This window comes from Shinella sp. BE166 (genome assembly GCF_051201095.1).
Classification (GTDB): Bacteria; Pseudomonadota; Alphaproteobacteria; order Rhizobiales; family Rhizobiaceae; genus Shinella; species Shinella lacus.
In genome coordinates this window covers 80,826-105,942 of sequence record NZ_JBPEHL010000018.1, presented here as the reverse complement: position 1 = coordinate 105,942, position 25,117 = coordinate 80,826, and the positions used below count along the sequence as shown (strand labels likewise).

The following is a 25,117-nucleotide window of genomic DNA, read 5'->3' as shown; positions in this document are numbered from 1 at the left end:
AAGGTAGCACCTTGTCTGTAGCGCCCATTATTCCCGGCGTCGTGAGTGGAACGCCACGCACAGAGGCACCGTGGCGGACATTGTGATCAAGCCATCGTCGGCCCCCAGCTTCGGTAGAAGATGTAGCCAGCGACGACGAAGATGAGCGCCGCGAACAGACGGTTGAGTGTGTTCTTGTAGCCACTCAGTCGAGTTGCCAGCCTCATTCCGAGGATGCCGCCTGCGATGCCTCCACCGATGAACTCCGTTGCAAGCCACCAGTCCACCAGCCCGGATGCCGCATAGTTCAGCGCGGTCGCCAGTCCGAAGGCGCCGACGGACAGAAGCGACGTGCCGATCGCATTGATCATCGGCATGCCGGTTGCCAGCATCAGACCTGGCACAATCAGGAACCCCCCGCCGATCCCGAAGAAGCCTGACGCCGCTCCGGCGGCCAGCGCCACGGCTGCTGTGACAAAGCACATCTTAAGGTCGATCGGCCGGCTTTCGACCGACGGCGGCTTCCTGGGCTTAAGCATCAGGGCGCCGACGACGACCATCAGAATGCCGAACAGGAGAATCAGTCGGTCTCCGTCCATCGCCTTTCCGAGGCTGGAGCCTGCTAGCGCGCCGAGGACGCCGAGCGCTGCAAACACCGCGGCGCACCGCCACCAGACGTGTCCCTTGATTGCGTGGCTCGTAAAGTTCGCGAAAGCGTTGACCGAAACTGCAAGCGCACCGGTTCCAATCGCGACATGAGGCTGCGCGACTCCGACGACGTAGAGGAGGAGCGGGGTCGCCAGGATCGAGCCGCCGCCGCCGAGAAGGCCGAGCATGAAGCCGACGATCCCGCCGGAGCCGACAGCCGCTAGAACGGAACCAATCATGTTCTTCTGCTCCACGCTCTGTCGTAGACTGCCATACCGATTAACATGGCGGCGACGAACAACACCGTTTGTGGGATGCCAACCGATAGGGAGGCGACTGCAGGGCCGGGACAGAAGCCGCCGATCCCCCAGCCAATTCCGAACAAGGCCGATCCGATGAGCAGCGGCGCGTCGATCTTCCGGGTCGTGGGCACATGGAAACTGTCGTCGAAGGTGGGATGGCGCATCTTCTTCATCACCTGAACGCCGATGAAGGCGACAGCGACGGCGCCGCCGAGGACGAAGGCAAGACTTGGATCCCAGTTGCCGAAGACGTCAAGGAAGCCTCGGACGCGAACCGGATTGAGCATGCCCGAAAGCGACAGGCCGAAGCCGAAGACGATGCCGGATAAGAGGGCGGCGCCGAACTGATAGATGGTCCTGTTCATAGTCCGAAACCTCGTAGAATGGCGACCGCGACCACGCCCGCGGACAGGAATGTGGCAACGGCCACCATCGATCGCGGCGACAGGCGGGCAAGCCCGAGCACGCCGTGTCCGCTGGTGCAGCCGGATCCCATCCGCGAGCCGAAGCCGACCAGCAGTCCGGCCACGATGATCAGCGGCCAGGCTGTGATGATCTCAACAGTCGGCCAGCCACCAATGACCAGCAGGTAGACGAGCGGCCCGAGCAGGAGGCCAAGAACGAACGCAAGATTGGTGGTCAGGCCGACGCCTTGAGCCAGACGCCCGACAATGCCGCTGATGCCGGCAATCCGGCCGTTCAAGAGCAGGAGCATGACCGCGGAGGCGCCGATCAACATGCCGCCGCTCAGCGACTGGAAATAGATGCTCATGTCTCTTCCTTTACGCAGAAGATGTCATAGAGGGCGGAGACCAGCTGTGCGGCTTTCTCCTCGGTCAGGCGGTAGAAGATCTGCTTTCCCTCCCGCCGGGTTTCGACGATGCCAGAGCTCCGCAGCACGGTCAGATGCTGCGAAAGATGCGGCTGATGGACGTCAAGCTTTTCCTCGAGTTCGCCGACCGAGAACTCGCCCTCGACCAGCGTGCATACGATCATCAGACGCGCCTGGTGGGACAACGTCTTCAGAAGATCGGCGACGGCTCCGGCTCGGCCCGCCATCTCGGCGGGAGAGAGCCGCGCCTTCATCATTTTCTCTGAGTCGGTGCTCATTCCCATGCGGCTCCCTGCAATGCGTCGAGCGGAAACTTCAGGTAGCGCTTGCCGTTCGCTTCCGGCTCCGGCAGTCGCCCACCGCGGATGTTCACCTGCAGGGCATGCAGGATGAGCTTCGGCATGGGCAGCGTCTTGTCACGCTTCGTCCGGAGCGTCACGAACTGTTCTTCTGTCACGCCAGCAAGATGCTCGTTGAATTTCTTCTGCTCGGCCACGGTGCTTTCCCAGCGCGGAGCACGGCCGTCCGGCTGGTAGTCGTGTCCGGTGAAGATGCGTGTCTCGTCCGGGAGAGCGAGGATATCCTGAATCGACTTCCATAGGATGCGGACATCACCGCCGGGGAAGTCGGCGCGCGCCGTGCCGCTGTCGGGCATAAACAGCGTGTCATGAACGAAGGCCGCGTCGCCGACCACATAGGTGATCGAGGCAAGTGTATGCCCTGGCGAGAACATCACCTTGGTGTCGATGGAGCCGACCTTGAACGTCTCACCATGTGCGAAAAGCCGGTCCCATTGCGAGCCGTCGATCGCTAGCTCAGGCCAGTTGTAGATCTCCTTCCAGAGCTTCTGAACATCGACAACGCGTTCGCCGATCGCGGTTCTGCCACCGGTCTTCTCCTTCAAATACTGGGCCGCGGAGAAATGGTCGGCATGTGGGTGGGTATCGAGGATCCACTCCACCGTCAGGCCATTCTCCCGGACATAGTCGAGGATCGCGTCGGCGTTTATGGTGCCAGTGGCTCCGGCCTTCTCGTCGAAATCGAGCACTGGATCGATGATGGCGCACTTGCCCGTCGCTGGATCGGACACAACATACTGGACGCTCCAGGTGCGCCTGTCGAAGAAGCCCATCACCTTCGGGCGACGCGTTGCGTTCTGCTCGAGCCATGCCGCAGCTGCACTAGTGTCGAAGCCGTTGGCTCGTCCGAATTCGACGACGTCCTCAGCAGCCATCCGGCCGTCGAGGACCTCCCCGATCAGGTACAGGCTGAGAGATCTCGTGCCGGACTTGCAGTGTGCGAAAACCGGTCCGCCGGAGTCGTCGAGCGCCTTCTGGAACGACCGCACGTCCGCTTCGGTGATCGTGCCGAGCGTGACAGGAACGAAAGAGTAGGACAGGCCGCAATGCTCGGCCGCCTGTTTTTCGGCGTCCGTTCCCGGCTGGAGAGCGTCTTCGGCGTCCGGTCGGTTGTTGATCAGCGTCGTGAACCCCAAGCTGCGCAGGGACCGAATGACGTCGACGCTCGGCTGCGGCGAGACCGATAGCTTCTCAGAAATCTTGATGGCAGACATGCCTGACTCCATGTTTCGATACATTATACAATATAATATAATATATAATGAAGAAATTACAACGGGGTTCGATGACCAGATTGTCGCAGCGGGTTGTCGAGAATGTGCACCGGCCTACACCTGACGGCGTTGTGAGTTGCTCCGACTACTATGAGGCCTGCAGCACGCTGAAAATGCTGTCATTGTTTCGCGAGCGATATAAGCCGCGGTTCCATAATAGAACTTATCTGATATGTTATAACGTAACGAAAATGCGGCGCTTCCTAGCTTGGAAGCGGTCTCCGGTCATACCGGTGTCGATCCTCCCGCGCCACTGCAAGTCACTTGCCAACCAGCCGGTCAAACGCCAAGCTCCCCCGCGCAAATGAGGCTTGGGGACAATGAAAAATTCAGACGACATTCGCGATTTGGAAATCCGATTGCACGGCCTTAATCGTGCCGATGTCCCCTACACGCTCTACTATGATGAGACGAACAATCATCGCAAACTTCATGTCACCACGAACGGCCTGAATGTCAAAGACCCTGGCTGTTTTGTGTTGGCCGGCGTCGCCATCGCCAGCAACGTAGCCGTCCCGGACATCCAAGATCTGCGGCGCGTTCTCTTCTTACAACCAACGACCGGCGAGATTAAACTCACCCACATTGCGAAGGGTGACTTCATCCAAATATTGCGCTCCCGGCGCCTGGGGGACTTGTTAGACTGGGTCGAGTCTCAGGGACTGCACATTCACTATCAGTGCCTCGATCAACTCTACTGGTCGATTGTCGACATAGTCGACAGCGCGATCCTGGCTGCAGAACGTCCAGACCTAGTCGCCGTTGCCCCGCCGTTGAAAGACATGTTGAACATCGCGCTACGCAGCGATTTCGACACAACATTATCGCTCTTCCGATCTTTCAATTTCCCAGCCATCGATCCGAGGGACGGGCCGCGATTTTACGAAGCCCTCCGGACGATTCTCCAGCGACAGGCCAGCCACCTACATCCCGTTTACGGACGGCTACTCGATAGCCTTTTCGAAGCGGCTGCCGAAGGCGAGACGTTCCCATTTATCGAAGGTACCCTGGATGACGCGCATATTCTCATCGAAGGATTCGACATCTTTTTCCGGCATCGCCTGACGATCCTCGGCAAATCCGAACACGTTCTGGACGTGGAGGAGGTCGTTCGCGAGAAGTTTCAATCGTTCCCCCTTCCTGCCGGCATTGCTTTTCGTTTTTCCGATTCAAAGCACGAGCCGATGATCCAGCTTTCGGATGTCATCGCCGGCCTGCTCGGTAAGTTCTTCAACTATCTCGTGCTCAACAGTCCTGCCAAAATCCGAAATGATATAACAGCTCTCGATGCTCGCCAAAGATCAAACCTTAGCAAACTGGGCGCCCATCTCACCCGGGCCGCAGAGGAGAACAACGCGTTCGCTCACCGCGTCATGAGTTTGACAGACACGGCAAAAACGAATCTGCTGTTCTCTTCTGACCCATGACTTTGGCTGCTATCCGCCGCTCCCATGACATTTTTTGAATTTCGCGCCCGAACCACAGGGACAAGGATCGTTGCGTCCGACCCGCTTGCGCGGGCGCTGTGACGAAGCCCTGTTCATGGCGTCTCGGAAGGATGCCATCCGTTGCGGGAGGTTGGGGGGAAGCTGGAGCTGTGGCGGAGGACCGGACAGCTTCAACTGCGCGATAATGCGTCTTTGCTCGAGGAGTTCGGTACGACCCTGTGGCGACAGCCCAACCTCATACGGAGCCAGTCTCTCCATCTCCGCGTCGGCCCGGCGGAAGTCGCCACAGTATGCAAGGACAACCGCGTAGTGTGATCGAACTGGGATCAGGTAACTTGCAAGCTTCAGCTCCTGCAACGTTGGTAAGAGGTTCGTTTCGATTATCTCGCGAGCACCAACGAAATCGCGTCTGCTCATGAATTCGTCAACCAAATCCTGACCGACCCGGATCAAGGATTCTGGCGAGTTCGCCATCGCATAAAATTTCATGGCGTGCAGGCGCGCGAAGGGTGAGATCGCCCCCTGCGCTGTCTTGATTTTCGCCAGAAGATCGAGGCAATCGGCAAGGTGCTTTATGTCGTCCTCAAGGTCTGGCGTCTTGTTCAAGAGCGGGTAAAGCTCCGGTGGGTTGAGGCCCACCACGGTCTCCGGCCTTACTCCTAGCAGCTTAAAGTATTCGTCCAGAACCTGTAGAACTTGCGCCTCTGCGACGTCATACTCTTCAAGAAAGTACATCGAGGACGCGGCGTTATAGCGAAAGATCCGGCTGTGGGCGGGTGTATTGCGAAGGCCAGCGCGAACGGTGTCCATCAGACGCCTCGCACCCTCGGCATTCCGTTCCTGTGCGAGAAGGGTCATCTCCTTCATTCCGACAGCCAGATGCTCGTCACCTCCAAGCTCGAACCGCTGCACCAGACGCTTCATTTCGTCAATGTGCTTTCGTGGTGTACCTGTGTGTTTCCTCATCTCGTTGAAAACAATGCCATCGAGCGCCCAGAACCTAGATTCAGGGTCGACCTGTTCGGAAAAGGCCGCTTTCATCAGATGAGGTTCGATGATTGGCCAAAAGCCCATTTCGTGGAACACTTCGTCAGTTCCGAACTGAACCAGCGTCTTGATCTCACCGGTCTCGCCAAGCAACCGGATATAGAGGATGACCTTCCTGTACTCCCACCGTTCCCGGATGGAGTTCGCGAGCAAATCTTTCAGCGTCCGGCGTGCGGTTTGAGCAGTGGCTTCACCAAGTTCCAACAGCCGGCCCCGCCCAACGAGCCTCGCTGCGTCGTGTACTTTCAGCGCGGCACCTCCAAATGCCTGGACCAGGCCAGCGGTCCGCAGCCGTCGGAGGCTTGCGGCAAGTTCGACGGGGTTCATGTCGAATACCGCGGATGCATACGCTGCAACATCGTCACGCGAAATAGCGATGTCGCTTATGCTGAGGATGGCCAGAAGACGGCTTGCTGATTCCGGCAGTGTATCGATGACGTGTGCAAGAATGAATTCTTGCGCTGTCTCGACGGTGTGGGAAAGTGCCGCAAGCTTATTGCAAAAATCTGATAGCGACCCTGCATGTTCGGTGGTTGCAATCTGGACCGCGTTCTGGATGTAGAGTGGCAGACCTCCCGTCTGGTCGAGCATCATCTGACACGACGCCGGATCCACAATGCAAGAATGCGACGCAGCTTCCGCCGCTATGGTGTCGGCGGACCAACCCACAAGGGTTTCTTGCTCGATCTGAAGCAGTGCGGCGAGTTCCTGCGCGCTCCGCCCTGGCTGGCCCAGAAGAACGAAATCAATCCCCTGCGCCGCACGGACGCAAGCTGCAACATCGACAGCCGGCGGAATATGTGCGTTATCGAGCACGACCGAGACTGGTTCACCGACAATATGCTGCCCTCCAATGGACTTTAGGATTTCCATGCCCGACGCACCAGGCAGAAGCACTTGTCCCAGGCCACCCTTCTCCTGAAAAATCCGCGCGGCAATTTCTCTTGCAAGCCCAGCGGCCAATCCTCCGCCTGGAACGTCCTGCGCGTCAAAGTAGATGAAGGTGCCAATCGTATGTAAGGCGGCATTGGCCGCCCATGAGGTTTTACCTGATCCGGAGTAACCCGTGATCAACCTAGCCGGGCCTTTCCCCGACAAAGATGGCTCGTCCTCCTGCTCTCGATAGGGGTTTGGAGGGGCCGGAAAGTCCTGGAGCTGGATGACTAACTGCTCGAACAGTTCGGGTAAGTCGGATATACGGAACTGGTGATCGGTTCGCGGCGGCTGGCCCGCAGCAGCGAGCGTGACAACTCCGGCAAGCTTCCACATAAGCGTGTCGGGCGTAAGCACTGCAAAAGGCAACCGCTCCGCCAACGATCGGACATGATCGGCCATTGCGATAACGCTCGGCCTTGGCCAGGGGACTATCTCATCGGACCTCGTTTGCTCAGCCGGCCACTCGATCGCTACATCTGCAGGCCAGCTTGACTCGTTCATTCGTTTGATGAGCGAAGCACGCGGCGGCGCGCTGCTCGCAATGATGAAGCGGGCTGAACCAGCGCGAGTACCATTTTCATGAAGGGCTCGATAGGATGCAAAGCGATCTATCGCCTCCGATACATCGGGCCACCCAAGTGTCTCGGCGCGAAGTTTGACCTGGACGTAGATGCGTCCCGTATCCGAAAGAACCTCCAGATCCTCATCGCTTTCGACGAGTACAGATGAAGCCTTGAATTCGGCAGCGCGCAGGAGAACAGCTGCTACGTAGAGATGCTGATATAGGAAGCCGCGATGTGTTGCTTCGATGCGGCTTAGCTGGGCCGAGTCGACGACCTTTGGCCTTGTTTGCCCGTTCGCGTTTGTCATGCTCCCTCCCCGGGTTTAACAATCCGCCAGACGTCAGTAGCGCAGCTCGATAGCTTCGAAAAGCGGAACCGTCGCCTTAAACTGGCACAGGCTCTCGAAATCAACCTCGCGCCACTCGGACCATCTCTACCGTGGATCACTACAAGCGCCAGCCTTCAAAATGGTATGCTGTATCGCCGCAGCCCGCGAATTTTGAACGTCGGCGGTGGTAGCGCAATGCATCGTGGTGGGTTCGCTTCGACGTCGCCAGATGACGCCAACGTCATCATGATCGGGAACAACGTCTTACTTGCTACCGGCGCATCGTCGGTAACAATTTTGCCCCCAGAAAGCTGTGACCAGGACCGTGCGCGGTTATGACAAATTGCAAAATTGACGTGCTAGTTGAGTGGTGTACAGATCAATGGTCGAAGCTCCTGTACGATCACGCCAGCTTTTGGAGACAGCATCGCGCCGATCCAGTTGTCGGAAAATGTCCCCGCCGGGTCGGCGGGTGACAGCCAGATCACCTCGTTTGTATCGAGTTCGATTTTCACCTCGCTGCCGATCGGACTGCCGGCGACGGTCTGGACGTAGTGGCGCTTGATGGCATGGGGTTTCCCCGCCGGGTCGATAAGCTGGTTCTCGCGATAGGCCACCTGGATCTTGCCCCCCTGCCCGCTCGACAGGCAATCGGTCGCTCGCTCGCAGCGAATGACCGAGGAAAATGTGCAGGACCATGTGAAGCCGCTTCGCCACATGGGATTGTCGGCGGCCCACGCGGCAGGCGCCACCAGCAGCAGCGCCAAAATCAGTCGATGCCTCAAAATTTCGTCATCCTTCACTTGGCGCGCAGGCACAGTTGAGCCGCGAACATGATGGATGACGATAAATTATAATTTCCATCCTGCGCAACGATATCGTTGAGTAATCAAGGCGGAGGCAATCGCGAATTCACCTGTCTTCGGATTTCATCCCGAGCATCAGGTCTTGCAGAGGCACCTTCAGATTGGTGCTGATCCGCGTGATGACCTGAAGGGACGGATTTGCCGTCGCGTCAAGAATCCGGAAATAGTAAGGCGTGGTGATCTCGCAAAGCTTCACCAGCTCCTTTTTCGTCAGGCCGCGCTTCTCCCGCTCACGCTCCATGACGATCGCCATGTTTCGCAGGATCATCGTCCCAAGGTCTGTATCGGCCTTCTTGCGTTTGCTCGGTGCCATCTGATAAACTATAGTTTACTCGTTCGTGTTTTTGATGAGAGAGTTGCCGATGTCAGCCAACGCCACGCCTGCCAACGTCATCGCCGGAATCCTTCTGGCGGCCGTCGCCCTGCCCACGCCCGCTACAGCGAGCGAATGGGGCTGCGAGGTTCTGTTGTGTGCTTCGTCTTCCAACCCGTCCTGGAGGGGCGTGCCCGCCTGCCATCCGCCGATGAACCGGCTGATCTCCGCGATGAAGAAACCGGGCTTCGACTGGCCGATCTGCCCGGAAGGAGGAACGAGAGAGCCGGGCTATCAGAGATATGCGGAGTGCCCGGAGGGCTATCAGGTCGGGAGCAGCAGGGACCGCAACGGCTTCGCCAGGGAAGGCGATCTGTGCGTCAAGACAGTCAACGTTTGCCAGGACAATACGCACGGTCTCTACAACTTTGATCGGCAGCGGAGCTGCATACAAACGGTCTCCATGTCTCGACCGCTCAGGTCAGAGCCTTACTTCTTCGACATCAAGAATGACACCTCTGGCCAAACCGAGCGGCATTGGTTCGAGTTGCACAAATAACCGGATTTCAGCGGTTAAGGAAGGTTTAAATCCATGCGGACTGTCAACCGACACACCCTGCTCGGCCACGTCGGCAACATCATAAAGCTCAAGAATGTGCTAAAGGTGAACATCGCCACCAATCGCGAATGGCAGGCCGACGGCGATCGAAAAACCGCCACCGATTGGGCGCAGGTGACGATCCTCGACAGGAAGCAGGCCGAGTGGATCGAAGAAAATGTCGGGCCGGGCGATCTCGTCTATGTCGAGTCCCGGATCTCGAATTCCAGCTACGAGCGCGACGGGGAGCTGGTTTACACCACCGACGTCATCGCGCAGCTCTTTAATCTCCTCTCGAAGAAACCATCCTGACAAAAGGCCATTGGCCACCGCCCGTTCCGGTCGGCCGCGCTCTATGCGAAGCACGGAGCCAGCCTGCGGCCGTCTCCGCCGATCCCGGTAACGATCGCTTGTCTAGTCGGCGGCTTCGCCTCCGGCATTGAGGCCCGGCGTCGGGCCGCATCTCTGTGTCCGCCCCATGACAGCGCCGGCCGTTCGGATCAAGGGGCAGGCGCGGCACAGCCGCTTGTCGCGCCGGCAAAAAAACGGCTTTCCGCCTGCGGCCGAACCTTCCGTTTTTTCCCCGTCACGACCCCTTGACCCGACCGGCCGTCGCCGCAGGGCGGGCTTTCGCCCTCCCCGCTCCGTCCGGGGGAATGTCAGAGGCCATTCCCCCGGAAAGACCGGGAAGGCTTCGCCCAAGGGGGCTCCCCCTTCGGGAAACGGGAAAAACAGGAGACAGACAATGAACATCTACACCGAGACCGCCCGTTTCGACACCGGCCGCGCCCTGACCGAAAACGAAATGCGCCGCATCGCGCCGTCGATCTTTGCCGTGACCGCCCATGAGAGCCGGTCCGAGCGTTTCAAACCCATCCCGACCATCGAGGTCTTGCGCGGCCTCATGAACGAGGGTTTCATGCCGGTCGGCGCCAAGCAGTCCCGCAGCCGCACCGAGGGCAAGGCCGACTTCACCAAGCACCTCATTCGAATGCGCCGTGTCGATGACGGCAAGGTCTATAATGTCGGCGATACCGTCTGCGAAATCCTCCTGAAAAACGCCAATGACGGCACCAGCGCCTACGAACTGATGGCCGGGCTTTTCCGGGTGCGGTGCCTCAATTCCCTCGTGACGCAGACCGGCACCATCGACGCCATCAAGGTCCGCCATTCCGGGGACGCGCAGCACAAGGTCATCGAGGGAACCTATCGCGTTCTCGGCGAGGCCGAACGCACCCTTGCCGCTCCGCAGGATTGGTCGACCATGCGCATGAACCCCGAGGAGGCTAGAATTCTGGCAGATGCCGCCCATGTTCTCCGCTTCGGAGATAGCGAAGGCGAGACGACGACGCCAATCAAGCCGGAGCAGTTGCTTGTCCCTCGCCGTCACGATGACCGCGCCAACGATCTGTGGACGACGTGGAACGTGGTGCAGGAAAACGCGATCAAGGGTGGTTTGCGCGGCGTCGGCCGCGACGATCTCGGCAGGCCGCGCCGTGCAACCTCCCGTGCCGTCAACGGCATCGATCAGGATATCAAGCTCAACAAGGCCCTGTGGCTGCTGGGAGAAAGGATGGCCGCGCTGAAGGCGTAAGCATCGCATCTATTGTTCCTGAAGGGATGCCTGGCCGTAAGGTCGGGCGTCCCTTTGCATTTGCGAAACCGCGAGTTCGGTCAGCTCCGGTGGCCGTGTGCCTGCCCCTCGCCGCATCGAGCGGCGCGGTCCAGGACGAAGGGCGCCCCAAAGCCCCGCCCCTCGAACTCCCTTCCCGCCCATAGCCATTAGGATTTCGAGGACAAACCGTCCCGATCGCCCACCTTGTCGAGCTGGCCGCGAATATAGGCGTCGATGTAGTCGAAGACTTCCACCGCGCCAGCATCCGTCTCAATCAGGTCGATCGGCCGCCGACCGCCGAGATGGGCGTTAGCTTGGCGCGCCCATTTCAGGATTTCGCCATCGGTGCGCAGCACCGGGCGGGCCTTATCCAGCATTGTCGCGAGATAGTGCGGCTTCGCATACCATGAATGCGGCTTTATGCTCGCACGGCGTCGGCCAGGGACGACATCCGGCAGTTGCGACGCGCGCAGTTCGTCCTCCGTGATATGCCGCCGGACCCAATGGGCCAGCTTTGCCAGCGAGACGTTGGCTTGCCGCTCGAGGTCGCCACCAGCGCCAACCTTGCGAGTCGGTATAACTAGGCCGCGGACAATATGTGGGCAACGCGCCTCCAGCATTTCCAGGGCCGGCGCAAGGTCCGTATCGTTGGTGACGAGCACCACCTGGTCGATCTCTCCGCTCAGGGCGTCATCATAAAGCTGGAGCGCCAGATTCACATCCGACTGCTTCTCCTCCAGCTTCCAGACCTGGATCTTGTCGCAATCGCGCGGCCACCGTTTCGGGTCGTCGGCTGGAACAATATGCTGGTTGGCCTTGTAGAGGGAATAATGACCCATCACGAAAGACAGCCGGCCGCCGCAATGCGACGTCAGCGCATTGTGGTAGTGGGCCTGCGACGAGACCGAATCCTCGCCCTTGGAAGCACTCTCGATGATCTTGGCGGTGAAATACTTGATCGCGCAGTCCGGATGCAGGGCCATCGTTGCCGGATCGGCTTCCGGCGTCGTGCGATAGAGGATCGTCGGCAGAATTTGCGTCTCGAACAGGGCCAGGACGTCAAGCCATTTGAACGCCGTCTTGCGCAGGCAGCCGTAATAGAGATTGTAGCCGTCGATATAGACGCGTGTTCTTAACGCCGGCACTCCTTGCCCCCAAGACATAAAAAAACCGGCTTGCGCCGGCTTTTTCCCCCAACCGCCCGGAGCCCATGTCTCTCAGGATGCTGGGTTAGTTGTTAGCTCTCAACATAGTGTCATGGGCCTCGCTCGTCAACCGGTTTTGACCGTCACCCATGCCGTTTGAACCAGCGATTTCGCCGTAATTTCTCGTAAAATAGGCATTTCACAGTCAATCTACAAGCAATCACCACCTGCCCTCGTCACGGTCGACAGCCGGAGGATATCGTCTCGATGACCGCATGGTCCTTGACGATGGCGGAAAAGCCATCGTTCAGCAAAGCCATGATCGCAGCGGTCGTGATCGGAACGGTTTCGATCCTTTCCAGGCAGATCAGGCTATCGTCGGGATCGCGACCAGCCTGCAGATGAGCACGCAAGTCCAGCAAGGCCTGTTTCGCCATGTCCCTGTCCTCGTAGAAATAGGGCGGCACGGAAGGGTCGTCCCAGCAATGTTCGCCAGGGCGCGATTTGGCGGCCACGGTATAGAGGATGAGGGTTGGCGCCGTCTCCATTGCATTTCTCCTTCAGCGATAAATCCCTGTCGGAACGGAGCGTAGCTGCAGGTTTGACGCAGGCAACTCGCAGAAATGCGAGTTGGGCCACCGCCCGTTCCGGTCGGCCGCGCTCTATGCGAGCACGGAGACAGCCTTCGGCCGTCTCCGCCGATCCCGGTGATGATCGCTTGTCCAGTCGGTGGCTATGCCCCCGGCACTGAGGCCCGTCGCCGGGCCGCATCTCTGTTTCCGCCCCATGACAGCGCCGGCCGTTCGGATCAAGGGGCAGGCGCGGCAGAGCCGCTTGTCGCGCCGGCAAAAAAACGGCTTTCCGCCTGCGGCCGAACCTTCCGTTTTTTCCCCGTCACGACCCCTTGACCCGACCGGCCGTCGCCGCAGGGCGGGCTTTCGCCCTCCCCGCTCCGTCCGGGGGAATGTCAGAGGCCATTCCCCCGGAAAGACCGGGGAGGCTTCGCCCGAAAGGGGCTTCCCCTTCGGGAAACGTAAACTCAGGAGACAGACCATGACCGAACTCGCAAACTTCATCCGCATCAACGAAGACAACACGATCAGCGGCAACATTGCCTCGATCTCTTACGACCTCGATATCACCGGCGAGGCCTTCACCAGCACCAACGCAAAAGCGCCGGTCTACCGCCTTTTTGCCAAGTCCCCGCGTGGTCGGCGCATCGAAGTCGGCGGCATCTGGAAGAAAAAGAACCAGACCGGCGGCGACTATCTCAGCCTCTCCGTCAGCACGGGGCACGGCAGGCTCAACGCCAATCTCGGCCGCTTCCCCGGTCAGGACGACGAAGACCTGATGGCCGTCATTCCGTGGGACTGATCCACGACCGAAACACCTGATGACCGAGGGGGATCGCTCCCCTTCGGCGTACCCGGAAACCTTCGACGACGATTTCAAGGATATCATCATGGATGCCCCCAACATCGACACGCTCGGCGTTGCGCTGGTGGAGAAGGGCTTCGCGCCCAACCTCGCCCTTCTCGACATCAACAATTCCCTGTCGGTCCCGCAAAGTTTCGACATGCCAGCGCCGTGGAGCCTGCCGTCGCGCATGTTCCGCTTTCCAATCGAGGTTTGCCGCCCCGATGACGATCAGCCGCGCACCCTCGGCCTTCGCCATCCCCTCTTGGCCGATCATCCCTACGTTCGGCATGTTGAGACCCGGCTGGGTTTCGAGATCGCGCGCAGCGGCGCGCCGAACCGTCACGGCTATTCCACTGCGCCGACCGCCCGCTGGTGGCATGCCGTCGATCTGGTCATGGCGGGGAAATGGCGCGAATTGCTGGAAACGCGAGAATTCACCGAGCGGGACTGCATCATGCAGGCCGTCGCCTTCGGATGCCGCTATTCCCATCACGAGGACAAGAAGGCATCCGGCTATCTCTCCGTCCCAGACGCCCGAAAGGTCATGGATGCAGTCGGTTCGAAAGAGCCCGGCGAACGCAGCGCGACGATCCGCACCTTCTCGGCGCCGTGCCTTTGCCGTCAGGAAAAGGGCGCGGAGCATTGGCCGATCAATACCGGCCGCCTGTCGGCCGAGGCCGTGGCATGGGGAATGATTTTCGGCATTGAGGATGGCTGGTTTCGCCATGACCGCGCCGGTTTCCTTCAATGGTCCGAGCTGGGGCGCGAGCGCTATGCAGCAGGCGATAGCGCCTCATATGTGCAGGCAAGCGGTCAAGCCGCCTTCGCCTTCTAAGCACTGGTCCAAGCGAGGAAGGAAAACCCCTATGGGTAAGCAGACCATTACCATTATCCAGACATTCCGCACCGAACGCCGGATCACCGTGGAGGTCGATGCGGAAGATCACGAAAGGGTCATCGAGAAATTCGAGAGTGGCAGCGCCGAGGTTCCTGTCTTTGACGATCCGAGGTGGAAAACCGAATGGAATTTGCAAAGCGAGGATTACGAATGAGCCGCTATACGATCACCCTCCTGAAAGGCGAGAGAACGGACGACGAGGCTGTCATCGGATTCGACCCGCCGTTGCGCACCTTTTTCCTTCAGGGCTTCGACACGGACGACGATTTCGGCTCGCCGGAAATCTGGCTCGGCACGCTCTTGGAGGAATTCCCGACCTTGGAAGGGGTCATCGAGGCGGCGCGCCGGCAAGGCTACGAGGTTCGCGGCCTTGAGCGCGCCGACATGATTGCGCTTTTGGCGGAGGCGGGTCACGACTATGAGCCTTCCATCGCCGAGAAACTTGGTTTCATCCTGTAGTTCCCCCCTGCCCCGCCATCATCTCGGAGGAGCAGGACCGCTTTTGACCGATGGCGCCCGCATCGAGCGGGCGCGCATCGGTTGGGGGGGAGCCCTCGCCCCTCCCCTCGCTCTCCCCTTCCCGCCCAAACTTCGAAAATCGGCCATGCCTGGCTAGATGCGGGCGTTTCCGGATTCTGGTACAGGGGTACCTAGAGTCGATTGCGCCTGTCAGCGGACCTCGCGGGTCCATGAGTTTAAGCGGATGGGCCGAATTTTAAAAATAGATTCGTGTTGATTCAAAGACTTACGCTATCCGGTCTAGACCGATTTGCGGCGCCGTGCGCGCACCCCCCCTTGGCGAGCCTCTGTGGTGTGATATTTTGCGCAGCAAGCAGCCCGGTTCTTTCACGTTTTCTTTTTGGTGAAAGGACCAACACGATGCAGCCCCTTAACAAGCTCAATCTCGAAGTCGTCGGCATCAGCGTTGGTGCTGAGGGCTACTTCGCCATCTCCGCCGTTCTCTTGACCTTTCTTGTGGCAGCGGCGGGCTTTTTGGCGGGCCGTAAGCTTGGCTGGTGGTGAAGGTTTTCCAATGCCGGAAAGCAAAGGGCAGCTTGTCCGCGCGCTTTTCTTTCTGCCTGTTTCCCGGTGATGATGCCCGTTTCCCAGCCGCAGCGCCGTGAGGACGGCGCGGCCGCGGCCGCAGCGAGCCGCAGGCGAGCGGAGCAGGCGGAGGAAACCCGCGCTCCCCAATAGCGCCGTAGGGTTTTCCGGAGCCTCGTGGGAAACGGGCGGTTTTCCATGATGGTGATTTTCTTCGGTATCCTGGTGGGGCACTGCCTGTTCCGGTTGGGCGCGCTCTATGCGAAGCATAGAACCAGACTTCAGCCGTCTCCGCCGTTTGCCTGTCCCCTGCCGCATCGAGCGGCGCGGAGCAGGGCGAGGGGTGCCCCGAAGCCCCACCCCTCGAACACCCCTGCCCGCCCAAGAAAAAGCGGAGCGCTGCGAGCGGGCGCAGTCGGTCCCGGCTCGCCCTGCGGGCCGCTATGCTGAGCCTCCTGCGGCTGCGCTCCGTCCGCTCTCGCGCGACGAGAATTCCCGAAATCCCGCCCACGGGCGGCGCGATGCTGATTTCTCCGATGCTCTTCATCGTTAGAGGACAGCGCCTGCTCGTTTCACATCGCGCCGGCGCGTCCCGCGCGCTACGCGCCCCCTCCCCCGGCGCGGCGTCGCTGCGCTACGCCCGCCCGCCCACAAAGCCACTCGATTTGCGCCATGGAAAGCGTCTGGCCGTAGCAGCCGCGTTCTTGTAGCTTGCCTTTGCCGCGATCTCGTCGTGATACAGTTGCGACAGGTCCAGCTTTTGCGGCACGACGCTTCGGTCGGGACAAATCTGCTTGACCTCGTGGATCGACACTACGTTCTTGACGCCGGCGGCTTTTGCGTCCCTCGGACAGACCATGACGGCTATGCGGCCGGTTCTCGCAAACGGCATAACACCGACCGGGCGACCGCGCTCCCGCCTGTTGCTCCATCGAGGCGAAAGCCCAACGAAATCAAGATGAGCCGCTCGATATCGTCAAGTTTTCGCAGGGTCGGCTCCGCTGGAAATATGGGCGAGCAGAGTCTACCCACGCACAGTGACGTGCATAGGAATAATTGCTCGGAATGAGCGTATGTTCCTTATTTGTTCTTGTTCCCATTTGGAGTCAATCTGTCTCGTATCGAGCATTGTGGATGGGAGGGGCCAACGCCCGTTCCGGTCGGCCGCGCTCTATGCGAAGCACGAAGCCGGCTTGCGGCCGTCTCCGCCGATCCCGGTAACGATCGCTTGTCCAACGGGCGCTACGCGCCCGAAGGGGAGGCCCGTTCCGGGCAGCGTTCCTGTTTCCGCCCCATGACAGCGCCGGCCGTTCGGATCAAGGGGCAGGCGCGGCACAGCCGCTTGTCGCGCCGGCAAAAAAACGGCTTTCACCGCTGCGCGCCGAACCTTCCGTTTTTTCCCCGCCACGACCCCTTGACCCGAACGACCGCCGCCGTGGGGCGGGCTGCGCCCTCCCCCCTCTGTCCGGGGGAATGTCAGAGGCCATTCCCCCGGAAAGACCGGGGAGGCTTCGCCCGAAAGGGGCTTCCCCTGCGGGAAACGGGAAACCAAGGAGACCGACAATGACCGACACCAGTGCAGCAACCGAAACCATCATGGTGGCGCTGAACAAGCTCGACCGCGACCCCCTGAACGTGCGCAAGACCTATAGCAAGGAAGGTATCGAGGAACTGGCCGCGACCATTCGCGGTGACGGCTACCGCATTCTGCAGAACCTCGTCGTCCGCAAAGGTGACAAACGGGGTCGCTTCTTTGTGACAGCCGGCGGTCGGCGCCATGCCGCGCTCGACCTTCTGGCGGAGTTGGGCGAGATTGCGAAGGATTTCGCGGTCGAATGCAAGGAGCGCAGCGCCGCCGAGGCGACCGAAATCAGCCTCATCGAAAACATGCAGCGGGAAGCCATGCACCCGGTCGATGAATACGAGGCGTTCCGCGTCATGGCCGACGCCGGGAAGTCCGTCGAGGATATCGCCGCCCGTTTCGGCACCACCGAGGTCATGGTGCGCAAGCGCCTCGCCCTGGGCCGTGTCGCCCCTGCCCTGCTCGATCTTTACCGCAACGAGATTATCAGCTTCCAGCAGCTTTCGGCCTTCACCGTGTCCGACGATCACGAAAGGCAGGTGGAAGTCTGGAATAGTTTGCCATCGTGGAATTGCGATCACCGCGCCATTCGTACTGCCCTGCAAGGCGAAGCCGTAAAGGCCACCGACAAGCGCATGAAATTCATCGGCGGGATCGACGCCTATGAAGCCGCTGGTGGAGCCGTCAAGCGCGATCTCTTCGATGAGCAGAACGGCGGCTATGCGCTCGACGTCGCTCTTGTCGAAAAGCTTGTCGGCGACCGGCTTGAAGCCGAGGCCGGAACAGTTCGCGGGGAAGGCTGGAAATGGGTGGAGGTCGTGCCGGTCATCCCGGACGAAGCCCATCGCATGCACCGGGTTTATCCCACCGACGTTCCGTTGACGGACGAGGAACAGGCCGAGGAGGAACGGCTGGAACACGAACATGACGAGCTGGCGGAGCAGATCGAGGCAGGGGTGGCCGACGGCGGGGCCGAGCCGCGCATCGAAGCCATTCGGGCGAGGCTGGCGGTTCTATCGACGGCGCAGGAAGCCTACGCCCCGGAGGACATCGCCAAGGCCGGTTGCTATGTCACGATGGACTATTACGGCAATGTCGAAATCGAGCGCGGTCTTGTCCGGCCCGATGATGAAGTCGAGGCCGGAGACGAGGGGGAAGACGGCGACGAAAGCGCCGAAGGCGATAACGAGGAGACGGAAGCAGGTGAGATGACGGTTGCGCAGCAGCCCGAACAGCGCCCCGAACCGACGTTCAAAATTCCCGCCCTGCTTGTGCAGGAGCTTACGGCGCAGAAGACCGCCGCCATCCGGGCCGAGCTTGCGCATAATCCGGACGTCGCCCTCGCCGTCGTGGTGCATGCCATGCTGGTGAACCTCTTCGGCAACTACGGCGGCAATGAGTACACGTCCCTTGAGGTAACGGTGAAAAGCGAAAGGCTGGAAAACAGCATTGCCAATCCAGCGGAGTGCAAGGGCATCGTGGCGATGGACGAACTCAAGGAAAACTACGGGCATACCATTCCGGGCAAGCCGAGCGATCTTCTGGAATGGTGCCTTGAGCAGCCGACGTCAACGCTTCTCGACCTCCTGGCCTATGCGGCGGCAAAGTCCGTCAATGCCGTGCAACACCCGCACTATGAGCGGAAGTCGCAGCGCGCCCATGCCGAACGGCTGGCACAGGCCCTTAAGATCGACATGACGCAGTGGTACGAACCGACCGGCGAAAACTACTTCGGCCGGATCAGCAAGGCGGGGATCAAGCAGGCGGTCACCGAAGCCGCTGGCGAGGATTTCGCGCTCGGCGTTCCCGGCATGGAAAAGGCGAAAGCCGTGGAATATGCCGAACGGAAGATCACCGGAACCGGATGGCTGCCCGCGCCGGTGCGGATTGCTCTCACCGCCGAGCAGGAGCGCGAGCGGATGGCGGAGACCGATGTCGATGATGACGGCGTTTGCCCGTTCGACATCGAGGACAAGCCGAACGCCGAGCACCAGCAGTTCCCCGAAGCAGCCGAGTAATCGGTTGCGGCAGGTCGCGCCAGTCTCCGGCGCGGCCTGCTCCCCTCGCTGAATTTCCCAAAACCAGCCGCGATGAGACGCCGGGCATCGCCCCGGCGATTGGCGACGTGCGCCCTGCGGCCCGGATAGGTGATCCCATGACCTCCCCCCGTCTCAATTCCATCGTCAAGCTGTTTGAAACCTGCCGCTACAAGCATGACCTCTACACCGTCTTTGGCGACTGGTGCGAATGCTCCGCCATATCCATGAGCAATGCCGTTGATCAGGCAAACTTCGAGAAGCGCGAGGCTCGCTATGTCGAAATCGCTCGAAAATACGGGAGCGAAACCATGGCGATATTCTCGAAAATATTCGGTGAAGTGGTCATGGCGCTGGAGGAAAAGCCGCAGGACATCCTGGGCATGACGTTCCATGCGCTCGAATTGCACAACAAGGCGAGGGGGCAATTCTTCACGCCGTATCCCATCTGCCAATTGATGGCCCGCATCATCGCCGGGAGCGCCGAGGACATGCAGCAGGCGATTGCCAAGCGCGGCTTCATGCTTGCGCAGGAACCCGCCGTAGGGAGCGGCGCAATGATCGTCGCTCTGGCCGAAGCCATCCTTGAAGCGGGCTTCAATTACCAGCAGCTTCTTCATGTGACCGCCGTGGACATCGACCCGCGCGCCGTCCACATGGCCTATATCCAATTCTCGCTCCTGCACATTCCGGCGACCGTCATCGTGGGCGACAGCCTGGCAATGCGGTTTCGGGAGGAATGGCACACGATGGCCCATGTCATGGGCGGATGGTCGGCCAAGCTTCGGCACGCAAGATAAAACGCCGGGGGGCAACCGGAGGCGGCTCCTTCTGTTGCCGTACCGCACCGGGCTGCGGTGGTCGCCGGTGGCCCCGCCGCGCCGAAGCAAGCGACATCCGCGCCGGTTATTGAGAGGAATGGGCAACTGCGTCTGTTGTGAATTGCAGGGTACAGGCTAGAAGCCCCGACCGGATTGACCGGCCGGAACTTCTTTGAGAGGGGGGCTGGCCGGCCCCTCTCAATCTCTCCCCCATGAGGGGGCAGGGCAGAGCCCCGCCCCCTTCAAACCCCCTACCCATGGAGGGGGTGGACCACCCCCTCCAAACCTCCCCGGTGTCGCATTCGCCCCTGCGCCGTAAAGGACGGGCGGTTCCCCCAAAATGCTGACGCATTTCGGCTCCCCCATCCACCGCCTTCGGCGGTCGCTTCGCGTTCCTTGACTGCTTGGGTCGCCAATGCGGGCTCCTTTTCGTCAGAGCGAAAAGGAGGCTTATATGACAGACCGGAAAATCACCGTTATCGACGGCGGTAGCGCGCAATACTGGAGGCAGCGGAAAGAAGGCTTCCGGCTTATCCACGAGGCGGAGCGCGCTGCGGAGCGGCTGGCCGATGCACCGATGTATCTTCACGGCGGCTACGACGAGGATGGCGACGTGATCGCGATCGAAAATCTCCGCTCTCATGACGATATGGAGGATGCGATCCGGGCGATCGAGGCGAACGAGACGGCCGTGAGTATCCTCGTAGCGCAGGGACGCACAAGGATAGGAGGCTGCGAGATCAGGGCGGTGATCAAGGCGATGGCGCCCGACTATGAAGGCATCGAGGATCCGGAACGCAATGCGCTCTGGGGACCGGGCACCGACTGAGATGCAGGCGAAAAGCGGCTACGGCCGCCTTTCGCCTTTACCTCGACGAGTGAGCCCGGTCAGCCGGTTCGACCGGCCGACCAAGCTGATGAAAGAGGGGCAAGCCCCCCTCTCAACACTCACCCCAATGGAGGAAGGGGCAAGCCCCCTCCTCCAAACCGCCTCCCCAAGGGAAGGGCCGGCCCCTCCCTTGAACCCACCCCTGGGGAAAGGGGACGGTTCCCTCCTCCCTCCTCCCTTTCCCCAAGCCCCTATCCCTCTCCCTGGGGCGAGAGACCTGGCATCTGTGGTATATCGGGCGGGTTAGCTTCGTGGATCAGCACGAGGTTTCGCAGCTTAACAGCTGTTAAGTAGCGACCGATGCGGCCAGTCATATCGCCGAGAACTGTGCCATCTCAGGCGAACTTAACAGCTGTTAAGTCGCTAATTTCTGATCACTTGAATTCCATATCAGTGATATGTGTGGTTCCGCACGCCGCCTGCGTTAACCTTTCGTTAACGAAAAACGCCTTGAAGAATCGGATTCTGTCTGGCATCCATGACGGAAATGATCGCGTATCGCGTCCAAAACCGTCAAGAGGAAGAAATGCTTCAACCGGCTTCTCGAAGCGTCACCGATACGGCATCGAAGATCGGCAATTACACGTCGAAGCTTTCCGCGGAACTGCATGAGATGCGCGAAGGTTTCTATCCGCCGACCGCGAAGAAGACGTTTGCGCGCACCTTCTCGACGACCGACCTCGTGCGACTGCTCAAAGTACCTGAAAGCACGTTGCGGCAGCTCACCATCGAGGGGAAGGGGCCAGTACCTGAGCGGGCCGACAACAATCGACGCACCTATACCGTTGAACAGGTGAGAGAGTTGCGCGCATTTCTCGCGGAGCTTCGTCCGGACGATGCCCAAACTCTGCTGCCCCATCGGCGTGCGGGGGAGAAACTGCAAATAATCGCGACAGCGAATTTCAAGGGCGGCAGTTCCAAGACGACGACTTCCATCCACCTTGCCCATTTTCTTGGCCTCCAAGGCTATCGCGTTCTTTGCATTGACCTGGACCCCCAAGCGTCAATGACGGCATTGTTCGGGCTCCAGCCGGAATTCGATCTCGGGGAGAATGAAACGGCCTATGCTGCGATCCGGTATGATAACGACCGACGGCCGCTGACAGAGGTTATCCGGACCACGTATTTTCCTGGGGTCGATCTCGTCCCTGGAAATCTGGAACTCATGGACTTTGAGTTCGACACCCCTTCCTACCTCTCGCAGAAAAATCGTGATGATCTCGGACTGTTCTTTGAACGGCTCAACAATGCGATCGCTGGCGTAGAGGATCGATACGACATCGTGATTCTCGATACGCCCCCGTCGCTCGGCTACTCCACGCTTGCAGCACTTTATGCAGCTACGTCCCTGATCATCACGGTCCATCCCGCCATGCTGGATGTTGCGTCGTGCAATCAGTTTCTCATCATGATCTCCGATCTCAGTGAAACCTTGGCGCAGTTCGGTGCCCGTTTCGAGCACGACTTCTTCCGTTTCCTATTGACCCGCGTAAACCCGAACGATGGGCCGCAGAAATATATGTCGGGAGTTATGCGCCGTCTCTTTGGAGGCGACGTTCTGGTTGCCGATGCCTTGGAATCGACCGCCATCGCCGGTGCGGCAGTCGCCAAGAAGACCCTCTACGAGCTTGAAGCAGGCGAGGTCGGCCGAGAAGCGCTCAAGCGGGCTATCGAGAGCGCCGACCGCGTTAATTTCGAAATTCTTGAACTCGTTCACAAGGTTTGGGGGCGTAGCGCATGAAGAAGAGCATACTCCAACGGATGGCGGCGGATGCCGAGAATCGCGGTGATGCAGCTCCTGCCAGTGATGGGACGGACAGGATTGGCCTTACTCGTCGCCACTCGTCGCCCGTCATTTCCAACGTAGGAAGGGCGCTTTCCCACCTCAGCGAAGACGTCATTGTCTCTCTCGATCCCTCGAAAGTAGATGCTTCACCCTTCAAGGACAGGTTTGAGTACGATGCAGAAGCCGATGAAAAATTCGGTGCCTTGAAGTTCTCAATAGCCACGGAAGGCCAGAGAATCCCGGTCCTTGTCCGGCCTCATCCAACCAAGAGCGATCACTATCAGCTTGCTTATGGGCGCCGTAGGCGTGATGCCATTTTGGCGATCATGGCGGAGGCTGATCGTCCTGAAACCATCAAGATCAAGGCCTATGTGCGTGACCTGACCGATCGCCAGTTGATCGAGGAGCAAACGCTCGAAAATGGTCCACGAGAGGATCTCAGCTGGATCGAGAAAGCTATGTGGGCCGTGCAGCTGAAAGGCAGCGGTATTTCTCAGCGTGAAATCGCTTCGATCATGGGGCTATCCGAAGTCGCGGTCTCACAAATGTTCCGCGTAACGTCCGCCATTCCGGAAGACATCATCTTTGCAATAGGCCGCGCTCAGGCAGCGGGCCGCCCGAAATGGACCGCGTTTGCAGAACTGCTGAAGGACGCGAGCAAGATTGACGCCGTCCGAAAAATTGTCCCCACGGCCGAGTTTCAACAGGCAGACGGTGCTGGGCGTATTTCCCTGGCAATGCGGGCGACCACCTCGCCGGTGTCTCAGGCGGAAGAACACGTACAGGAAGAAATCCTTGATTTCGTCATTGGCGGCCGTGTTTTCGGCCGCATGAAATCTACCTTGTCGGGAACGATCGTGACGATCCCGAAAAAGGAGCAGGTCTTTGCGCGGTGGCTGGCAGAACGAATGCCGGAGCTGATGCGTGAGTTCAACGCGGCCGATCCCTCGCAGTAAGCGGGGTTTCGGCTGAGAAAATCAATTGGTCGGAAGGAGAGACCGCCGCAAAAGAAAAAGACCCCCAAAGCGTTACCGCCGTGGAAGTCTTCCTCTGATCTAAGCACCCAGAGAATCGCATTTCCACGAATCACAGTCAAGAGTCTTTGGCGCCGTTTTGGTGAGTGGATTTCTTTTGCCTTTTGAGAGGTGAAGGAAAATGCAGATAGGACGTGTAGCAACGCCCCACGGGCGGCCGATGACGCTTGCCTTGGTGAGAGGTCAGCTCGAAACGGCTGATCGCCGCCCGAGCAAGGCGGTCAACAAATGGAAGGTCTTCAACGACATCGGCGAGACGAAGGACGTTTTCGGCCTTCAGGATCGTTCAATCACTGTTCTGCAGGCGCTGCTGAGCTTCTATCCAAGCGACGAGCTTTGCGATGAAAGCGGCGGCCTTGTCGTGTTCCCATCAAACAGCCAGTTGTCCATGCGCGCCCACGGCATTGCCGGCACGACCTTGCGCCGACACCTCGCGGCGCTGGTAGACGCCGGTTTGATCGAACGTCGCGATAGCCCGAACGGCAAGCGCTATGCGCATCGGGGCAGGGGAGGGGAGATCGAGGCCGCATTCGGCTTCAGCCTGGCGCCCCTGCTTGCCCGTGCGAGCGAGTTGGCCAGCCTTGCGCAGCAGGTCGCCGCAGAGCGCCTTCAGTTCAAGCGCGCCAAAGAAGCGTTGTCGCTTTGCCGGCGCGATGTCCGCAAGCTCATCTCCGCGGCCATGGAAGAGGGCGCTGATGGTGATTGGGCGACGATCGAAGCTATGTTCATCGGCCTCCTGGCGCGTCTCCCGCGCTCGCCTCACCGCGAAGACGTCGATGCGGTGCTCGAAGAAATGGAGTTTTTGCGCGAGGAAATCATCAACCGCTTGGAAATTCAGGTAAAAGCAGAAAAAATGGACGTCTATGACCACCATAACGGTCGTCACATACAGAATTCAAAACCCGAATCCTTCCATGAACTTGAACCTCGCTCAGAAAAAGAGCAGGGCGAGAAGCCGAGCAAGAAACCGAAACAGATCGCCGAGCCGCTGAAGGCATTCCCGTTATCGCTGGTGCTGAGAGCGTGCCCGCAGATTGCCGATTACGCGGCGGGCGGGCGGGTTGAAACCTGGCGCGACCTAATGTCGGCCGCGGTCTTGGTCCGGTCGATGCTGGGCGTCAGCCCGTCGGCCTATCAGGAGGCGTGCGAGGTGATGGGGCCTGAAAATGCTGCGGTTGCCGTCGCCTGCATCCTGGAGCGTGCCGAGCACATCACTTCCCCCGGCGGCTACCTGCGCGATCTCACCCGCAAGTCGGCGCGCGGTGAATTCGGCCTTGGGCCGATGCTGATGGCCGCGCTCAGGGCGAATGGCGAAGGCGAGAAGCGAAGCGCATGATCGCCCGCCTCCTGCCCGC

At 59.8% G+C, this 25,117-nt stretch carries 25 protein-coding genes and 1 pseudogene; 15 read left to right on the top strand and 11 right to left on the bottom strand.

Annotation, left to right across the window (positions count from 1 at the left end):
• Positions 1 to 86: 86 nt before the first annotated feature.
• The 5 genes from J2Y63_RS29895 to blh are packed head-to-tail and all read right to left on the bottom strand — an operon-like array spanning position 87 to position 3,334.
• Positions 87 to 866 carry a sulfite exporter TauE/SafE family protein gene (locus J2Y63_RS29895; RefSeq protein WP_197284035.1) on the bottom strand — a complete coding sequence of 260 codons (780 nt, stop codon included), beginning with the start codon at positions 864 to 866 and terminating at the stop codon, positions 87 to 89.
• Positions 863 to 1,294, bottom strand: a complete 432-nt coding sequence (locus J2Y63_RS29890; RefSeq protein ID WP_050746464.1) for a YeeE/YedE family protein — start codon at positions 1,292 to 1,294, stop codon at positions 863 to 865. Before J2Y63_RS29890 ends, J2Y63_RS29895 begins: the two co-directional genes overlap by 4 nt.
• Positions 1,291 to 1,701 carry a YeeE/YedE family protein gene (locus tag J2Y63_RS29885; protein WP_050746463.1) on the bottom strand — a complete coding sequence of 137 codons (411 nt, stop codon included), beginning with the start codon at positions 1,699 to 1,701 and terminating at the stop codon, positions 1,291 to 1,293. Before J2Y63_RS29885 ends, J2Y63_RS29890 begins: the two co-directional genes overlap by 4 nt.
• A complete protein-coding gene (gene bigR, locus J2Y63_RS29880) occupies positions 1,698 to 2,045 on the bottom strand; it encodes a sulfite-sensing transcriptional repressor BigR (RefSeq protein WP_088016576.1) in 348 nt (115 codons plus the stop codon). Before bigR ends, J2Y63_RS29885 begins: the two co-directional genes overlap by 4 nt.
• A complete protein-coding gene (gene blh, locus J2Y63_RS29875) occupies positions 2,036 to 3,334 on the bottom strand; it encodes a bifunctional sulfur transferase/dioxygenase Blh (protein WP_306041640.1) in 1,299 nt (432 codons plus the stop codon). The genes bigR and blh overlap by 10 nt, the downstream gene beginning before the upstream one ends.
• Before the next feature lie 380 nt (positions 3,335 to 3,714).
• On the opposite strand from blh, the gene J2Y63_RS29870 reads away from it, so the two are divergent.
• Positions 3,715 to 4,821: a DUF3800 domain-containing protein gene (locus J2Y63_RS29870; protein ID WP_306041638.1), complete on the top strand. Its 1,107-nt coding sequence runs from the start codon at positions 3,715 to 3,717 to the stop codon at positions 4,819 to 4,821.
• A gap of 9 nt (positions 4,822 to 4,830) precedes the next feature.
• On the opposite strand, the gene J2Y63_RS29865 is transcribed toward J2Y63_RS29870, so the two are convergent.
• The 3 genes from J2Y63_RS29865 to J2Y63_RS29855 all read right to left on the bottom strand — a co-directional run bounded on the left by J2Y63_RS29865 (position 4,831) and on the right by J2Y63_RS29855 (position 8,835).
• The gene (locus J2Y63_RS29865; RefSeq protein WP_306041636.1) at positions 4,831 to 7,695 is read right to left on the bottom strand and encodes a YecA family protein; all 2,865 of its coding nucleotides are present in this window, start codon (positions 7,693 to 7,695) and stop codon (positions 4,831 to 4,833) included.
• 380 nt (positions 7,696 to 8,075) lie between these two features.
• Complete coding sequence (locus J2Y63_RS29860; protein WP_306041635.1) at positions 8,076 to 8,519, bottom strand: hypothetical protein; 444 nt, start codon at positions 8,517 to 8,519, stop codon at positions 8,076 to 8,078.
• Positions 8,520 to 8,628: 109 nt separating this feature from the next.
• Entirely contained in the window at positions 8,629 to 8,835 is a 207-nt protein-coding gene (locus tag J2Y63_RS29855; protein ID WP_306041633.1) for a helix-turn-helix domain-containing protein, read from the bottom strand.
• Positions 8,836 to 8,944: 109 nt separating this feature from the next.
• Between J2Y63_RS29855 and J2Y63_RS29850 the strand changes: the two genes are divergently transcribed.
• The 3 genes from J2Y63_RS29850 (at position 8,945) to J2Y63_RS29840 (ending at position 11,087) form a co-directional block, all read left to right on the top strand.
• The gene (locus J2Y63_RS29850) at positions 8,945 to 9,454 is read left to right on the top strand and encodes a hypothetical protein (RefSeq protein ID WP_306041631.1); all 510 of its coding nucleotides are present in this window, start codon (positions 8,945 to 8,947) and stop codon (positions 9,452 to 9,454) included.
• Between the two features lie 33 nt (positions 9,455 to 9,487).
• The gene (locus J2Y63_RS29845; RefSeq protein ID WP_306041629.1) at positions 9,488 to 9,805 is read left to right on the top strand and encodes a single-stranded DNA-binding protein; all 318 of its coding nucleotides are present in this window, start codon (positions 9,488 to 9,490) and stop codon (positions 9,803 to 9,805) included.
• 433 nt (positions 9,806 to 10,238) lie between these two features.
• Entirely contained in the window at positions 10,239 to 11,087 is an 849-nt protein-coding gene (locus J2Y63_RS29840) for a DUF932 domain-containing protein (RefSeq protein ID WP_306041627.1), read from the top strand.
• Positions 11,088 to 11,275: 188 nt separating this feature from the next.
• On the opposite strand, the gene J2Y63_RS29835 is transcribed toward J2Y63_RS29840, so the two are convergent.
• Positions 11,276 to 12,253, bottom strand: a complete 978-nt coding sequence (locus J2Y63_RS29835; protein ID WP_306041626.1) for an antitoxin Xre/MbcA/ParS toxin-binding domain-containing protein — start codon at positions 12,251 to 12,253, stop codon at positions 11,276 to 11,278.
• 236 nt (positions 12,254 to 12,489) lie between these two features.
• Entirely contained in the window at positions 12,490 to 12,801 is a 312-nt protein-coding gene (locus J2Y63_RS29830) for a hypothetical protein (protein ID WP_306041624.1), read from the bottom strand.
• Positions 12,802 to 13,306: 505 nt separating this feature from the next.
• Between J2Y63_RS29830 and J2Y63_RS29825 the strand changes: the two genes are divergently transcribed.
• The 5 genes from J2Y63_RS29825 to J2Y63_RS29805 all read left to right on the top strand — a co-directional run bounded on the left by J2Y63_RS29825 (position 13,307) and on the right by J2Y63_RS29805 (position 15,593).
• The gene (locus J2Y63_RS29825) at positions 13,307 to 13,627 is read left to right on the top strand and encodes a DUF736 domain-containing protein (protein ID WP_306041623.1); all 321 of its coding nucleotides are present in this window, start codon (positions 13,307 to 13,309) and stop codon (positions 13,625 to 13,627) included.
• Positions 13,628 to 13,646: 19 nt separating this feature from the next.
• Entirely contained in the window at positions 13,647 to 14,507 is an 861-nt protein-coding gene (locus J2Y63_RS29820) for a hypothetical protein (RefSeq protein WP_306041621.1), read from the top strand.
• Between the two features lie 31 nt (positions 14,508 to 14,538).
• A complete protein-coding gene (locus J2Y63_RS29815) occupies positions 14,539 to 14,724 on the top strand; it encodes a hypothetical protein (RefSeq protein ID WP_306041619.1) in 186 nt (61 codons plus the stop codon).
• Positions 14,721 to 15,029 carry a hypothetical protein gene (locus J2Y63_RS29810; RefSeq protein WP_306041617.1) on the top strand — a complete coding sequence of 103 codons (309 nt, stop codon included), beginning with the start codon at positions 14,721 to 14,723 and terminating at the stop codon, positions 15,027 to 15,029. The genes J2Y63_RS29815 and J2Y63_RS29810 overlap by 4 nt, the downstream gene beginning before the upstream one ends.
• Positions 15,030 to 15,449: 420 nt before the next feature.
• On the top strand, positions 15,450 to 15,593 hold the full coding sequence (locus J2Y63_RS29805) for a hypothetical protein (protein WP_306041615.1): 144 nt from the start codon (positions 15,450 to 15,452) through the stop codon (positions 15,591 to 15,593).
• A gap of 655 nt (positions 15,594 to 16,248) precedes the next feature.
• Here J2Y63_RS29805 and J2Y63_RS29800 read toward each other — a convergent pair.
• Positions 16,249 to 16,515: pseudogene (locus J2Y63_RS29800) on the bottom strand (hypothetical protein); the annotation flags it as partial.
• A 662-nt stretch (positions 16,516 to 17,177) separates the two neighbouring features.
• Here J2Y63_RS29800 and J2Y63_RS29795 point away from each other — a divergent pair.
• From J2Y63_RS29795 to repC, 6 genes are all read left to right on the top strand, one after another.
• The gene (locus J2Y63_RS29795; RefSeq protein WP_306041612.1) at positions 17,178 to 19,214 is read left to right on the top strand and encodes a ParB N-terminal domain-containing protein; all 2,037 of its coding nucleotides are present in this window, start codon (positions 17,178 to 17,180) and stop codon (positions 19,212 to 19,214) included.
• Positions 19,215 to 19,321: 107 nt separating this feature from the next.
• A complete protein-coding gene (locus J2Y63_RS29790) occupies positions 19,322 to 20,032 on the top strand; it encodes an N-6 DNA methylase (RefSeq protein ID WP_435269012.1) in 711 nt (236 codons plus the stop codon).
• A gap of 475 nt (positions 20,033 to 20,507) precedes the next feature.
• On the top strand, positions 20,508 to 20,882 hold the full coding sequence (locus tag J2Y63_RS29785) for a hypothetical protein (protein ID WP_306041608.1): 375 nt from the start codon (positions 20,508 to 20,510) through the stop codon (positions 20,880 to 20,882).
• Positions 20,883 to 21,468: 586 nt separating this feature from the next.
• Entirely contained in the window at positions 21,469 to 22,683 is a 1,215-nt protein-coding gene (gene repA, locus J2Y63_RS29780) for a plasmid partitioning protein RepA (protein ID WP_306041757.1), read from the top strand.
• Positions 22,680 to 23,684, top strand: a complete 1,005-nt coding sequence (repB, locus tag J2Y63_RS29775) for a plasmid partitioning protein RepB (protein WP_226923634.1) — start codon at positions 22,680 to 22,682, stop codon at positions 23,682 to 23,684. Before repA ends, repB begins: the two co-directional genes overlap by 4 nt.
• A 199-nt stretch (positions 23,685 to 23,883) precedes the next feature.
• Positions 23,884 to 25,098: a plasmid replication protein RepC gene (gene repC, locus J2Y63_RS29770; protein WP_306124226.1), complete on the top strand. Its 1,215-nt coding sequence runs from the start codon at positions 23,884 to 23,886 to the stop codon at positions 25,096 to 25,098.
• The last annotated feature ends 19 nt before the right edge of the window (positions 25,099 to 25,117 follow it).

Excerpts from the sequence above, each read along its gene's own strand:
- J2Y63_RS29895 (WP_197284035.1), bottom strand. The coding sequence starts at position 866 with ATGATTGGTTCCGTTCTAGCGGCTGTCGGCTCCGGCGGGATCGTCGGC.
- J2Y63_RS29890 (WP_050746464.1), bottom strand. The coding sequence starts at position 1,294 with ATGAACAGGACCATCTATCAGTTCGGCGCCGCCCTCTTATCCGGCATC.
- J2Y63_RS29885 (WP_050746463.1), bottom strand. The coding sequence starts at position 1,701 with ATGAGCATCTATTTCCAGTCGCTGAGCGGCGGCATGTTGATCGGCGCC.
- bigR (WP_088016576.1), bottom strand. The coding sequence starts at position 2,045 with ATGGGAATGAGCACCGACTCAGAGAAAATGATGAAGGCGCGGCTCTCT.
- blh (WP_306041640.1), bottom strand. The coding sequence starts at position 3,334 with ATGTCTGCCATCAAGATTTCTGAGAAGCTATCGGTCTCGCCGCAGCCG.
- J2Y63_RS29870 (WP_306041638.1), top strand. The coding sequence starts at position 3,715 with ATGAAAAATTCAGACGACATTCGCGATTTGGAAATCCGATTGCACGGC.
- J2Y63_RS29865 (WP_306041636.1), bottom strand. The coding sequence starts at position 7,695 with ATGACAAACGCGAACGGGCAAACAAGGCCAAAGGTCGTCGACTCGGCC.
- J2Y63_RS29855 (WP_306041633.1), bottom strand. The coding sequence starts at position 8,835 with ATGGCGATCGTCATGGAGCGTGAGCGGGAGAAGCGCGGCCTGACGAAA.
- J2Y63_RS29850 (WP_306041631.1), top strand. The coding sequence starts at position 8,945 with ATGTCAGCCAACGCCACGCCTGCCAACGTCATCGCCGGAATCCTTCTG.
- J2Y63_RS29845 (WP_306041629.1), top strand. The coding sequence starts at position 9,488 with ATGCGGACTGTCAACCGACACACCCTGCTCGGCCACGTCGGCAACATC.
- J2Y63_RS29840 (WP_306041627.1), top strand. The coding sequence starts at position 10,239 with ATGAACATCTACACCGAGACCGCCCGTTTCGACACCGGCCGCGCCCTG.
- J2Y63_RS29830 (WP_306041624.1), bottom strand. The coding sequence starts at position 12,801 with ATGGAGACGGCGCCAACCCTCATCCTCTATACCGTGGCCGCCAAATCG.
- J2Y63_RS29825 (WP_306041623.1), top strand. The coding sequence starts at position 13,307 with ATGACCGAACTCGCAAACTTCATCCGCATCAACGAAGACAACACGATC.
- J2Y63_RS29820 (WP_306041621.1), top strand. The coding sequence starts at position 13,647 with ATGACCGAGGGGGATCGCTCCCCTTCGGCGTACCCGGAAACCTTCGAC.
- J2Y63_RS29815 (WP_306041619.1), top strand. The coding sequence starts at position 14,539 with ATGGGTAAGCAGACCATTACCATTATCCAGACATTCCGCACCGAACGC.
- J2Y63_RS29810 (WP_306041617.1), top strand. The coding sequence starts at position 14,721 with ATGAGCCGCTATACGATCACCCTCCTGAAAGGCGAGAGAACGGACGAC.
- J2Y63_RS29805 (WP_306041615.1), top strand. The coding sequence starts at position 15,450 with ATGCAGCCCCTTAACAAGCTCAATCTCGAAGTCGTCGGCATCAGCGTT.
- J2Y63_RS29795 (WP_306041612.1), top strand. The coding sequence starts at position 17,178 with ATGACCGACACCAGTGCAGCAACCGAAACCATCATGGTGGCGCTGAAC.
- J2Y63_RS29785 (WP_306041608.1), top strand. The coding sequence starts at position 20,508 with ATGACAGACCGGAAAATCACCGTTATCGACGGCGGTAGCGCGCAATAC.
- repA (WP_306041757.1), top strand. The coding sequence starts at position 21,469 with ATGCTTCAACCGGCTTCTCGAAGCGTCACCGATACGGCATCGAAGATC.
- repB (WP_226923634.1), top strand. The coding sequence starts at position 22,680 with ATGAAGAAGAGCATACTCCAACGGATGGCGGCGGATGCCGAGAATCGC.
- repC (WP_306124226.1), top strand. The coding sequence starts at position 23,884 with ATGCAGATAGGACGTGTAGCAACGCCCCACGGGCGGCCGATGACGCTT.